This window comes from Variovorax ginsengisoli (assembly GCF_030486595.1).
Classification (GTDB): domain Bacteria; phylum Pseudomonadota; class Gammaproteobacteria; order Burkholderiales; family Burkholderiaceae_C; genus Variovorax; species Variovorax ginsengisoli_B.
Genome location: NZ_JAUJZH010000002.1, coordinates 12,169 through 23,838 on the forward strand (window position 1 = coordinate 12,169; position 11,670 = coordinate 23,838).

An 11,670-nucleotide genomic window follows, 5' to 3' on the forward strand; every position below is an offset into this window, starting at 1 on the left:
TCGCGGCCCCGATCAGGCAGCAGTCAGCCGGTGAGCCGCTGCAGGGCTTCGCAGTACTTCGCCGCCGTCTTCTCGATCACCTCGGCCGGCAGCCGCGGCGCCGGCGGCGTCTTGTCCCAGGGCTTGCCGTTGATCTTCGTGGCCTCGAGCCAGTCGCGCACGAACTGCTTGTCGTAGCTCGGCGGGTTGGTGCCAGCGGCCAGCGCGGCCTCGTAGCCTTCGACTGGCCAGTAGCGCGAGCTGTCGGGCGTCAGCACCTCGTCCATCAGCACCAGCGTGCCGGCCTCGTCGAGGCCGAACTCGAACTTGGTGTCGGCGATGATCATGCCCTTGGTCAGCGCGATCGCGGCCGCGGCCTCGTAGATCGCGATGCTGGTCTCGCGGATCTGCTGGGCCAGCTTCGGGCCGACCACCTCGACCACCTTGTCGTAGCTGATGTTCTCGTCGTGCGCGCCGGCCGCCGCCTTGGCGGCCGGCGTGAAGATCGGCCGCGGCAGCTTGCTGGCGTTGGTCAGCCCCTCGGGCAGCGGGACGCCGCAGACGGCGCGGTTCTCCTGGTATTCCTTCCAGCCGCTGCCGGCCAGGTAGCCGCGCACCACGGCCTCGACCGGGATCGGCGTCAGGCGCTTGACCAGCATCGAGCGGCCTTCGACCTGCGCGACCTCCTCGGGCGTCACGACGCTTTCGGGCGCGTCGCCGGTCAGATGGTTCGGGCACAGGTGGCCGAGCCGGTCGAACCACCACAGCGCCATCTGCGTCAGGATCACGCCCTTGCCAGGGATGGGCTCGCCCATGATCACGTCGAAGGCCGACAGGCGGTCGCTCGCGACCATCAGGATGCGGTCGCTGCCGACCGCATAGTTGTCGCGCACCTTGCCGCGCGCCAGCAGCGGAAGGCTTTTGATGGAGGAGGTATGGACGGTGGTCATGGCGAAATGGATGAAGCAGGGCGGGTGACGCCGGAGATTGTGCGCGCGCTGCGGCCGGCGCAGAAAAAAGCCACCGCGAAGGTGGCTTTCAGGCGCAAGCGAAGGGTCAGACGACTTGTTGCGCGAGCTCGCCCTTGGCGTACTTGGCGGCGACCACCTGCAGGGTGTCGCCCTTGATCTTCGGGCCCTGGCCTTCGCAGCCGAACTCGAGGTAGCGCTGCTTGCAGATCAGGCGGGCGGCTTCGCGCGCCGGCTTGAGCCATTCGCGGGCGTCGAACTTCTCGGGGTTCTCGGCCAGGAACTTGCGCACCGCGCCGGTCATCGCCAGGCGGATGTCGGTGTCGATGTTGATCTTGCGCACGCCGTGCTTGATGGCCTCCTGGATTTCCTTGACCGGAACGCCGTAGGTTTCCTTCATGTTGCCGCCGTACTGGCGGATGATCGCCAGCAGCTCCTGCGGCACGCTCGACGAGCCGTGCATCACCAGGTGGGTGTTCGGGATGCGGCGGTGGATTTCCTTGATGCGGTCGATCGCCAGGATGTCGCCGGTAGGCTCGCGGGTGAACTTGTAGGCGCCGTGGCTGGTGCCGATCGCGATCGCCAGGGCATCGATCTGGGTGCGCTTGACGAAGTCGGCGGCCTGCTCGGGGTCGGTCAGCAACTGCTCGCGGGTCATGGTGTCGTCGGTGCCGTGGCCGTCTTCCTTGTCGCCCTTCATGGTCTCCAGCGAGCCCAGGCAGCCGAGTTCGCCTTCGACCGTGACGCCGACCTTGTGCGCCATGTCGGCCACCTTGCGGGTGACGTCGACGTTGTAGTCGTAGCTGGCGATGGTCTTGCCGTCGGCTTCGAGCGAGCCGTCCATCATGACCGAGCTGAAGCCGAGGTCGATGGCGCCGCGGCAGACGTCGGGGCTCTGGCCGTGGTCCTGGTGCATCACCAGCGGGACCGTGGGGTAGGCCTCGATGGCCGCCTGGATCAGGTGCTTGATGAAGGCTTCGCCCGCGTACTTGCGGGCGCCGGCGCTGGCTTGCAGGATGACGGGGGCGCCGACTTCCTTGGCGGCCTCCATCACGGCCTGCACCTGTTCGAGGTTGTTGACGTTGAAAGCCGGAATGCCGTAGCCGTTGGCGGCGGCATGGTCGAGCAGTTCGCGCATCGAGACGAGTGCCATGGAAATACCTCGCGGGAATCTAGGGATGAAGACAAAAGAACTCCCGGGATTCTACCGAGGGCCCTTGTAGGACGGCTCCGATGGCCCGTGCAACCGCGGGGACGCGCTAGCCGACCCGGCAGATCTTCAGCATGTTGGTGCCGCCGGGCGCGCCCATCGGCTCGCCGCAGGTGATCGCGTAGACATCGCCGGTCTGCACGATGCCGCGCTTTTTCAGATGCGCCTCGGCCTGCTCCAGCGCCGTGTCCCGATCGCTCTCCGAATCCATCAGCAACGGCCGCACGTTGCGGTACAGCGCCATCTTGCGCTGGGTCGAGAGCCGCGAGGTCAGGGCGTACATCGGGATGTGCGCCCGGTGGCGGCTCATCCAGAGCGGCGTGGAGCCCGACTCGGTCAGCGCCACGATTGCCTTGGCGCCCAGGTGGTGCGCCGTGAACAGCGCCCCCATCGCGATAGACTGGTCGATGCGGGCGTAGTTCTTGCCGCTGAAGTCGGCGTCGAGCTGCAGGTCCTCGGCGGCCTCGGCGGCCTCGCAGATCTTGCTCATCTCCTGCACGGTCTCGAGCGGGTAGCGACCCGAGGCGGTCTCGGCCGAGAGCATCACGGCGTCGGTGCCGTCGAGCACCGCGTTGGCGACGTCGCTGACCTCGGCCCGCGTCGGCACCGGGTTGGTGATCATCGACTCCATCATCTGGGTCGCGGTGATGACCACCCGGTCCATCTCGCGCGCCATGCGGATCATCTTCTTCTGCAGCGCCGGCACGGCCGCGTTGCCGACCTCGACGGCCAGGTCGCCGCGCGCCACCATGATGCCGTCGCTGGCGCGCAGGATCTCCTCGAGCTTGGGGATCGCCTCGGCGCGCTCGATCTTGGCGATCATGCCGGGCTTGTGGCCGAACTCGGCCGCCGCCACGTTGCACAGCTGGCGCGCCATCTCCATGTCGGTCGCGTTCTTGGGAAAGCTCACCGCCACGTAGTCGGCCTGGAAGCTCATCGCTGTCTTGATGTCCTCCATGTCCTTGGCGGTCAGCGCCGGCGCGGTGAGCCCGCCGCCCTGCTTGTTGATGCCCTTGTTGTTGGACAGCTCGCCGCCCAGGCGCACCGTGGTGTGGACCGCATCCCCCTTGACCGCGTCGACCGTCAGCACGATCAGGCCGTCGTTCAGCAGCAGGCTGTCGCCCGACTTGACGTCGCGCGGCAGGTCCTTGTAGTCGAGGCCGACGGCGTCGACGTCGCCCGGCTCGGTGCGCGAGGCATCGAGAATGAACTTGGCGCCGGGCTCGAGCCAGACCTTGCCCTCGGCGAATTTGCCGACCCGGATCTTCGGGCCCTGCAGGTCGGCCATGATCGCCACCTCGCGGCCGCTGCGCCGGGCCGCTTCCCGCACCATCGCGGCGCGGTTGATGTGGTCTTGCGCCGTGCCGTGGCTGAAGTTGAGCCGCACCACGCTGACCTTGTAGTGGATCATCTGCTCGAGCAGCTCGAGCGTGTTCGACGCGGGGCCGAGGGTCGCGACGATCTTGGTGGCGTGGCGGGGCAGGCGGGGCGTGCTCATCGTTGTCTCCTTTATTCGGTTGAGGACAGAGCAAGAACTGCTGCGCAGCTTCTTGGCCTGTCCCGCAAAGTGTTTGTATGCCGTACTGTATACACTTTATAGGAGCACCGGAAGAGGTTTATCCACCCGCTGCGCGCTTGGCAAGGATCTCGAAGGCCGGCAGCGTCTTGCCTTCGAGGATTTCCAGGAAGGCGCCGCCGCCGGTCGAGATGTAGCCGATCTTGTCCTCGATGCCGTACTTGGCAATGGCCGCCAGCGTGTCGCCGCCGCCGGCGATCGAGAACGCCTTGCTGTCGGCGATGGCGTGGGCGATGGTCTGGGTGCCGTTGGCGAAAGCATCGAACTCGAACACGCCCACCGGACCGTTCCAGACGATCGTGCCGGCCTCGCGCAGCTGGGCGGCCAGCAGTTCGGCGGTCTTCGGGCCGATGTCGAGGATCAGGTCGTCGTCGGCGACGTCGGTGGCGTCCTTGATGGTCGCCGCGGCGTCGGCCGCGAAGGCCTTGGCCGTCACCACGTCGACCGGGATCGGCACCGCCGCGCCGCGCGCGCGCATGGCATCGATCACGGCCTTGGCCTGGTCGATCAGGTCGGGCTCGGCCAGCGACTTGCCGATCTTCAACCCGGCGGCCAGCATGAAGGTGTTGGCGATGCCACCGCCGACGATCAGCTGGTCGACCTTCTCGGCCAGGCTCTTGAGGATGGTCAGCTTGGTGCTGACCTTGGAGCCGGCGACGATCGCCACCAGCGGCCGCTGGGGCTGCGCCAGCGCCTTGGTGATGGCATCGATCTCGGCCGCCAGCAGCGGGCCGGCCGAGGCAACCTTGGCGAACTGGGCGATGCCGTAGGTGGTGGCCTCGGCCCGGTGCGCGGTGCCGAAGGCATCGTTGACGTAGATGTCGGTCAGCGCGGCCAGCTTGCGCGCCAGCGCCTCGTCGTTCTTCTTCTCGCCCTTGTTCAGGCGGCAGTTCTCGAGCAGCACGACCTGGCCCGGCGCGACCTGCACGCCGTCGACCCAGTCCGACACCAGCGGCACCTCGCGGCCGAGCAGTTCGCCCAGGCGGGCGGCGACCGGCGCCAGCGAATCCTCGGGTTTGAACTGGCCTTCGGTGGGCCGGCCCAGGTGCGAGGTCACCATCACGGCAGCGCCGGCGTCGAGCGCCGCGCGGATGCAGGGCACCGAGGCGCGGATGCGGGTGTCCTCGGTGATGCGGCCGGTGTCGTCCTGCGGCACGTTGAGATCGGCTCGGATGAAGACGCGCTGGCCGGCGACTTTGCCTTGCGCACAGAGATCGGTGAATCGAAGGACGTTCATGGGTGGCAATCTGAAAGCGGATGGAGGGGGCCACGACGGGCAGCGCCCATTGTAGGTTTCAGCCCGCCAGCCCCGGCTCGCGCGCGACCTGCTGGAGCAATTCGACGAAGCTGGCGGCCGCCGGCGACAGCGAGCGTTTCGCCGCCCCGTAGACGCAGACCTCGCGGTGGAAGTCGGGCTGGTCGAGCCGCACCATCTGCAGCCCGTGGGCCCGCACCAGCGAGGCCGAATAGGTGGGGCACACCGTGAGCCCGAGCCCCGAAGCGACCATGCCGAGCGCGGTCGTCATGTACGACACCTCCTGGGTCGTGGCGCGCAGCATGAGCTCGCGCGCATCGGCGGCGAGCTCGGGCAGCACGCGCTGGCGGAAGTCGCGCGTCGGCGCGATGAAGACGTAGGGGCCGAGTTCGCTCCAGCGGACCTGGCGGCGGCGCGCGAAGGCATGGCCCGGCGGGCAGATCAGCCAGTGCCGGTCGCGAAACAGCGTCCGGCGCTCGACCAGCGCGGCGTCCACCGCCACATCCTGGCCGACCGCCAGCTCGACCTCGCCCGACAGCAGGCCGTCGAGCAGGTGCTCGGGCAGCGTGTCGGCCAGCCGGACGTCGACGTCGGGATGCCGCTCGCGGTAGGCCGCGATCACGCGCGGCATCAGCGTGCAAGCCATGAGCTGCGGCGCCGCCAGCCGCAGCACGCCCTTCTTCTTGTCGCGCAGGTCGGTGACGCCGGCCACCGCGCCCGCCAGGTCGGCCAGCAGGCGCTGGACCGAGGGCTGGAATTCGCGCCCGGCCTCGGACAGCAGCACGCGCCGGGTGTGGCGGTCGAACAGCTGCACCCCCATTTCGCGTTCGAGCTCGCGCACCAGCACGCTGAGCGCCGACTGGGTCAGGTGCAGGGTGGCGGCGGCAGCGGTGAAGCTGCCGGTCTCGGCCACGGCGGCGAAGGCGCGCAGTTGGCGCAGGGTCAGATTCATGGTCTCGCTTCATCAATCGATGAATTTATTTCGATTGAATCATAAGAAGAATGGCGGCCCAATCGCTCCGACCCTGCAAGCCTGAGACCTTGCGGGACAGACCAACAAACTGCGCAGCAGTTTTTGCTCTGTCCTCAACTGACTAAAGAGAGACGCACCATGCCCCACCCTCCACCCCCCCCCGTGCCCGTACGCGGCCTGCACCACTTCGCCTGGCGCTGCCGCGACAGCGAGGAGACCCGCCGCTTCTACGAGGACCTGCTGGGCCTTCCGCTGGTGCACGTCATCAAGAGCGACCACGTGCCGAGCACCGGCGAGTACTGCCCCTACGTCCACATCTTCTTCCAGATGCGCGATGGCTCGTACATCGCCTTCTTCGACCTCGGCGACGACATCGCGGCGCTGCCTTCGCCGAACACGCCGGCCTGGGTCAACCACATTGCGCTGCGGGTCGATTCGCAGGTTGAACTGCGTGCCGCCAAGGCCCGCCTCGAAGCCGCCGGCATCGAGGTGCTGGGCCCGACCGACCACCACATCATCGAATCGATCTATTTCTTCGATCCGAACGGCATCCGCGTCGAGCTGACGACGCCGACCGTGCCGCAGGCCGAGATGGACGCCCACGCGCTGCACGCGCGCGCCGACCTCGACGCCTGGACGCAGCGCAAGGCCGGGCTGCGCGCGGCCGCCGCCGGAAAGGCTGCGCATGCCTGAGCTGCAACTCGCCGTCATCGACGTCAAGCCCGGCGCCTCGCTCGAAAGCCAGTCCGGCCTGCAGATGCTGCGCCCGCGCATCTATGGCGCCTACCAGGCGCCGGCCGGCCCGAAGAAGGTCGCCGCGATCGTGATGCATCCCACGAGCAACTTCATGGGCCACTATCTGATCGGCCCACTGGCCGCGCGCGGCGTCTGCTGCATGGGACTGAACTCGCGCTACATGGGCAACGACACGGTGCTGCTGATGGAGCGCGCGATCCAGGACCTCGGCGCCGGCGTGCAGTTCCTGCGCGCGGCCGGCTACGAGAAGGTCGTCTTGATCGGCAACTCGGGCGGCGCCGCGCTGGCCAGCTTCTACCAGGCGCAGGCCGAGCAGCTCACGGCCCACCACTTCGCCGACGGCGACCCCACCCACCTGCACCCGGACGATCTGCCGCCGGTGGACGGCCTCGCCCTCTGTGCGGCGCACCAGGGCCGCTCGAAGCTGATGCGCGACTGGATCGATCCCTCGGTGACCGACGAACACGACCCGCTGTCGGTCGATCCGGAACTCGACATGTACGACCGCCGCCACGCGGTGCCGTACAGCAACGAATTCCTGGCCCGCTTCAGTGCCGCCCAGCAGGCGCGGCTCGAGCGCATCGAGCGCTGGGCGCTCGAACGGCTTCGCCAGCTGCGCAGCACCGCGGGCGCGCCGCGCGACCAGGCCTTCATCGTCTACCGCACCCATGCCGATCCGCGCTGCGTCGACCTGTCGATCGACGCCAACGACCGCGCGCCGGGCAGCGTCTGGGGCGATGCGCGGCAGGTCAACTATTCGGCCAACGCGATGGGGCGCACCACCTCGCTGACCGCGTTTCTCTCGCAGTGGTCGTCGCGCTCGCAGGCCGACGGCCCGTCGAACCTGGCGCGCACCACGGTGCCCACGCTGCTGCTGACCTACACCGGCGACCAGTCGACCTTCCCGAGCACCCGCGATGCCTGGCTGGCCGCCGGCGGTGCGCGCATCCGCAACGTCGACATCGTCGGCGGCAACCACTACCTGGCGGGCCAGCCGCAGCTGGTGCAGGAAGCCGCCGATGCGATCGCCGAATGGGCGCACGCGCTGTGAGCGCCGCCCGGCCGCCCGAAGGCGCTCGCACCGCAGTGCGCAGCACGGAGGTTTCCTCATGAACACCGCCATGGAAAGCTACAAGTTCGCCCCCGCCTACGAACTGCCGAGCTGGCCCTTCGTGGCGCCGCCCGAACTCGGCAGCGACAGCGTCGTGCGCCACCCGATCGTGATCGTCGGCGCCGGCCCGGCGGGACTCACGCTGGCCTGCGATCTCGCCCGCCGCGGCGTGCGCGCCGTGCTGCTCGACGAGGACGACACGGTCGGCGTGCGCGGCGCCTCGTCGCGCGGCATCTGCTATGCGCAGAAGAGCCTGGAAATCTTCGCCCGGCTGGGCATCTACGAGCGCGTCGCGCAGAAGGGCATCACCTGGTCCTTCGGCCGCACCTTCTCGGACCAGCAGGAGGTCTACAACTTCAACCTGAAGACCGACAGCGTCTCGGCGCAGCCGCCTTTCATCAACCTGCAGCAGTTCTACGTCGAGTGGTTCCTGGTCGAGCGCACCCTCGAACTCGGCCTGACCGACCTGCGCTGGAAGAACCACGTGGTCGACGTGACGCCGCTCGCCGACGGCGTGCGCATCGAGGTCGAAACGCCCGCCGGCCGCTACACGATCGAAGCCGACCACCTGATCGACGCCACCGGCGCCAACAGCCCGATCCGCACCCAGCTCGGCATCGACGCGCACCCGTCGCGCAGCACCGACCGCTGGTGCATCAGCGATGTGCGCTTCAAGAAGCCGCTGCCGACCGAGCGCTGGACCTGGGTCGATGCGCCCTTCAACGAGGGCCGCGCCGTGTGGCAGCACCTGATGGGCGACGGCGTCTGGCGCATCGACTACCAGATGCCCGAGGACTGCGACACGGCCCATATCAGCCAGCCCGAAGTGGCCGGCGCGCGCTTGCGCGAGCAGCTCGGCCCCGGCGTCGAATTCGAGTTCGTCTGGATCGGCCCGTACGGCTACCGCGATCATCTGCTCGACAACTTCCGGCACGGGCGCATCCTGTTCATCGGCGATTCGGCCCACGTCGTGAGCCCCTTCGGCGCCCGCGGCGGCAACAGCGGCATCCAGGATGCGGCCAACCTCGGATGGAAGCTGGCGCTGGTCGCGCAGGGCCTCGCTGGCGATGCGCTGCTCGACACCTACGACGCCGAACGCCGACCGGCCGCGGTCGAGAACCTCCGCGTCACCAGCCGTTCGGCACGCTTCCTCGCACCGCGGACGCCGGCCGAGCACACGCTCCGCCGGGCCGTGGTCGCGCTCGCCTCGCGCCATGCCTTCGCCCGCGCACTGGTGAACACGGGCCGCATGTCGGTCGCCAACGACTACCCTGCGGCACCTCACTTGCCCGAGGGCGGACGCAGCGTGCAGAACCTGCCGCTGCGCCACCTCGACGGCACGCCGACCACGCTGATGGAACTGCTGGCCGACGGCACCCGCTGCCTGGGCCTGTGGTTCGCGCCGACGCGCGCGCAGGCGGAAGCCGCGGCCGATGTCGCGGCCTCGCTGCCGCTGCGGCTGGTCGCGGTGGGCGGCGACAGCGACCTGGCCACGTTGCAGCCCGACGAGGCACTGGCGCGCCACCTCGGCAACGCGACGCCCGGCAGCCTGTGCCTGGTGCGTCCCGACGCCTATCGCGCCACGCTGCTGGACAACCCCACGCCGGCGTCGATCTCGTCCGCTGTCCACGCCGCGCTGGCGCACCGTTGAAGGTCTCAAGACATGATCACCGAACCCCACATCCCCGATCCCGACGGCTTCTACGCGGCCTGGGTCAGCGCCCATGAAGGACTGACCGAGGCCCAGAGCGCCGATTTCAATGCCCGCCTCGTGCTGCTGCTGGCCAACCAGTGCGGCGACCAGGCCGTGCTGCTGGCCTGCATCGATGCCGCGCGAGAAGCCGGCATGGCATCCGAAACCCCACAACGAAACCCCGCATGACCGCCTCCGTTTCCTTCGCCTCCGCCTCCGACACCCGCGAGCAGAAGCCGCAGCTGCGCGAACTCGCGCCCAACGTGTACGGCTACATCAGCGACTTCGATCCCAACTGCGGCTTCATCGTCGGCGATGCGCATGTGGTGCTGATCGACACCCGGCCGACGCCACGCATGGCGCGCGACTTCCTGGCCGACATCCGCGCGGTCACCGACAAGCCGATCAAGTTCATCGTGCTCACGCACTACCACGCCGTGCGCGTGATGGGCGCCAGCGCCTTCGACGAGGTGCAGGCCATCATCGCCAGCCAGGGCACGCTCGACTGGGTGCGCGAGCGCGGGCAGGCCGATTTCGATTCCGAGGTCGGGCGCTTTCCGCGCCTCTTTGCCGGCGTCGAGGAGATCCCCGGGCTCACGGTGCCGACGATGAGCTTCGAGCGCGAGATGAGCCTGTGGCTCGGCCCGCGCGAAGTGCGCTTGATGTGCCTGGGCCGTGGCCACTCGGGCGGCGACACGGTCGCCTGGCTGCCCGACTGCGGCGTGCTGTTCTCGGGCGACGTGGTCGAGAACCGCTGCGGCGTGTATGCCGGCGACGCCTACATCCAGGACTGGGCCGGCACGCTCGATGCCGTCGCCGCACTGAAACCCGAGGTGCTGGTGCCGGGTCGCGGCGCGGTGGTGAAAGGCGCGGCGGGCTGCGCCGAGGCCATCGAACTCACGAAGGCCTTCCTGTCGACGCTGCTGGCCAGCGTGCGCGCGGGCATCGATGCGGGCGACAGCCTGCGAGGCTGCTTCGAGCGCGCCGAGCAGGCGATGAAGCCGCGCTTCGGCGACTGGCCGGTGTTCCAGCACGTGCTGCCATTCGATGTGTCGCGCGCCTATGACGAGTTGCGCGGCATCGAGCATCCGGTGGTCTGGACCGCGGAGCGCGACCGCGAACTGTGGCAGACGCTGCGCGGCTGATTCACGAGATTCAACCCCGGAGACAAAGACGATGAAGCGATTCCTGCAACTGCTGGCCGCGGGCCTCATGCTCGCGTTCGGCAGCCATGCGCCGGCCCAGACCGCCTACCCCAGCCAGCCCGTGCGCTGGATCGTTCCCTACGTGGCCGGCGGCGGCACCGACAACCTGGCGCGTGCGCTGGCCGAGGCGATGCAGCCCTCGCTGGGCCAGCCCCTGATCATCGACAACCGGCCCGGCGCCTCGACCAATATCGGCGTCTCGGTGCTGATGCAGTCCAAGCCCGACGGCTACACAATCATGCAGGCCGAGAACGCAGCGCTGCTGTTCAACGAGTACATGTTCGCCAAGCTGCCCTACAAGCCGGCGAGCGACTTCACCTACATCGGCGCCATCGGCCGCTTCCCGGTCGCGCTGGTGGTCCATCCCGACTTCCCGGCAAAGACCGTGGCCGAATTCGTGAGCTACGTGAAGGCCCATCCCGACAAGGTCAGCTACGCCTCGCCCGGCAATGGCTCACCGCACCACATGGCGATGGAGCTCTTCAAGCAGAAGGCCGGCATCAATGTCCAGCACGTGCCCTACAAGGGCGCCGCGCCGGCGATGACCGACGTCATGGGCGGCCAGGTGCCGACCATGATGCTGGACCTGGCCTCAGGGCTGCCGATCATCAAGTCGGGCAAGGTGCGCGTGCTGGCGATCGCCCTGCCGCAGCGCGCCGGCGCGCTGCCCGAGGTGCCGACCTTTGCCGAACTCGGCTTCAAGGACGTCAATGCCTATGCCTTCCACGGCCTGATCGGCCCGTCGGGCATGCCGCCCGAGGCGGTGGCCCGCATCAACGCCGAACTCAACAAGGCCATGCAGGCGCCGAAGGTGGTCAAGCTGTTCTCGGAGTTCGGTTTCGAGGCGCTGCCGGGAACGCCGCAGGATTTCTACAAGCTCTCGCGCGCCGAGAGCGAGCGCTGGGGCCGCATCATCAAGACGGCGGGCGTCCAGCTGGACTGAC

11 protein-coding genes are annotated in these 11,670 nt (G+C 68.6%); 6 read left to right on the plus strand and 5 right to left on the minus strand.

Annotation, left to right across the window (positions count from 1 at the left end):
- Window positions 1-23 precede the first annotated feature (23 nt).
- The 5 genes from QZH52_RS02650 to QZH52_RS02670 all read right to left on the minus strand — a co-directional run bounded on the left by QZH52_RS02650 (window position 24) and on the right by QZH52_RS02670 (window position 5,940).
- Complete coding sequence (locus QZH52_RS02650; protein ID WP_301803402.1) at window positions 24-929, minus strand: phosphoribosylaminoimidazolesuccinocarboxamide synthase; 906 nt, start codon at window positions 927-929, stop codon at window positions 24-26.
- A 106-nt stretch (window positions 930-1,035) separates the two neighbouring features.
- Window positions 1,036-2,100 (minus strand): class II fructose-bisphosphate aldolase, encoded by a 1,065-nt coding sequence (gene fba / locus QZH52_RS02655; RefSeq protein ID WP_286371721.1) that lies wholly within the window; start codon window positions 2,098-2,100, stop codon window positions 1,036-1,038.
- A gap of 106 nt (window positions 2,101-2,206) precedes the next feature.
- The gene (gene pyk, locus QZH52_RS02660) at window positions 2,207-3,655 is read right to left on the minus strand and encodes a pyruvate kinase (protein ID WP_301803411.1); all 1,449 of its coding nucleotides are present in this window, start codon (window positions 3,653-3,655) and stop codon (window positions 2,207-2,209) included.
- A 118-nt stretch (window positions 3,656-3,773) separates the two neighbouring features.
- Window positions 3,774-4,970, minus strand: coding sequence for a phosphoglycerate kinase (locus tag QZH52_RS02665; RefSeq protein ID WP_301803414.1), 1,197 nt, complete (start codon window positions 4,968-4,970; stop codon window positions 3,774-3,776).
- Window positions 4,971-5,028: 58 nt separating this feature from the next.
- Window positions 5,029-5,940, minus strand: a complete 912-nt coding sequence (locus tag QZH52_RS02670; RefSeq protein WP_301803417.1) for a LysR family transcriptional regulator — start codon at window positions 5,938-5,940, stop codon at window positions 5,029-5,031.
- 159 nt (window positions 5,941-6,099) lie between these two features.
- Here QZH52_RS02670 and QZH52_RS02675 point away from each other — a divergent pair, with 159 nt between their 5' ends.
- The 6 genes from QZH52_RS02675 to QZH52_RS02700 all read left to right on the plus strand — a co-directional run bounded on the left by QZH52_RS02675 (window position 6,100) and on the right by QZH52_RS02700 (window position 11,669).
- A complete protein-coding gene (locus QZH52_RS02675; RefSeq protein ID WP_301803419.1) occupies window positions 6,100-6,654 on the plus strand; it encodes a VOC family protein in 555 nt (184 codons plus the stop codon).
- A complete protein-coding gene (locus tag QZH52_RS02680; RefSeq protein WP_301803421.1) occupies window positions 6,647-7,768 on the plus strand; it encodes an alpha/beta hydrolase family protein in 1,122 nt (373 codons plus the stop codon). Before QZH52_RS02675 ends, QZH52_RS02680 begins: the two co-directional genes overlap by 8 nt.
- A gap of 70 nt (window positions 7,769-7,838) precedes the next feature.
- A complete protein-coding gene (locus QZH52_RS02685) occupies window positions 7,839-9,479 on the plus strand; it encodes an FAD-dependent oxidoreductase (RefSeq protein ID WP_301804585.1) in 1,641 nt (546 codons plus the stop codon).
- A gap of 12 nt (window positions 9,480-9,491) precedes the next feature.
- Complete coding sequence (locus QZH52_RS02690) at window positions 9,492-9,710, plus strand: DUF2783 domain-containing protein (RefSeq protein ID WP_301803423.1); 219 nt, start codon at window positions 9,492-9,494, stop codon at window positions 9,708-9,710.
- Window positions 9,707-10,666: an MBL fold metallo-hydrolase gene (locus QZH52_RS02695; protein WP_301803425.1), complete on the plus strand. Its 960-nt coding sequence runs from the start codon at window positions 9,707-9,709 to the stop codon at window positions 10,664-10,666. The genes QZH52_RS02690 and QZH52_RS02695 overlap by 4 nt, the downstream gene beginning before the upstream one ends.
- 31 nt (window positions 10,667-10,697) lie before the next feature.
- The gene (locus QZH52_RS02700; RefSeq protein WP_301803428.1) at window positions 10,698-11,669 is read left to right on the plus strand and encodes a Bug family tripartite tricarboxylate transporter substrate binding protein; all 972 of its coding nucleotides are present in this window, start codon (window positions 10,698-10,700) and stop codon (window positions 11,667-11,669) included.
- Window position 11,670: the final 1 nt, after the last annotated feature.

Bases quoted from the DNA above. Each gene is read 5' to 3' on its own strand.
- QZH52_RS02650 (WP_301803402.1), bottom strand. From the start codon at position 929: ATGACCACCGTCCATACCTCCTCCATCAAAAGCCTTCCGCTGCTGGCG.
- fba (WP_286371721.1), bottom strand. From the start codon at position 2,100: ATGGCACTCGTCTCGATGCGCGAACTGCTCGACCATGCCGCCGCCAAC.
- pyk (WP_301803411.1), bottom strand. From the start codon at position 3,655: ATGAGCACGCCCCGCCTGCCCCGCCACGCCACCAAGATCGTCGCGACC.
- QZH52_RS02665 (WP_301803414.1), bottom strand. From the start codon at position 4,970: ATGAACGTCCTTCGATTCACCGATCTCTGTGCGCAAGGCAAAGTCGCC.
- QZH52_RS02670 (WP_301803417.1), bottom strand. From the start codon at position 5,940: ATGAATCTGACCCTGCGCCAACTGCGCGCCTTCGCCGCCGTGGCCGAG.
- QZH52_RS02675 (WP_301803419.1), top strand. From the start codon at position 6,100: ATGCCCCACCCTCCACCCCCCCCCGTGCCCGTACGCGGCCTGCACCAC.
- QZH52_RS02680 (WP_301803421.1), top strand. From the start codon at position 6,647: ATGCCTGAGCTGCAACTCGCCGTCATCGACGTCAAGCCCGGCGCCTCG.
- QZH52_RS02685 (WP_301804585.1), top strand. From the start codon at position 7,839: ATGGAAAGCTACAAGTTCGCCCCCGCCTACGAACTGCCGAGCTGGCCC.
- QZH52_RS02690 (WP_301803423.1), top strand. From the start codon at position 9,492: ATGATCACCGAACCCCACATCCCCGATCCCGACGGCTTCTACGCGGCC.
- QZH52_RS02695 (WP_301803425.1), top strand. From the start codon at position 9,707: ATGACCGCCTCCGTTTCCTTCGCCTCCGCCTCCGACACCCGCGAGCAG.
- QZH52_RS02700 (WP_301803428.1), top strand. From the start codon at position 10,698: ATGAAGCGATTCCTGCAACTGCTGGCCGCGGGCCTCATGCTCGCGTTC.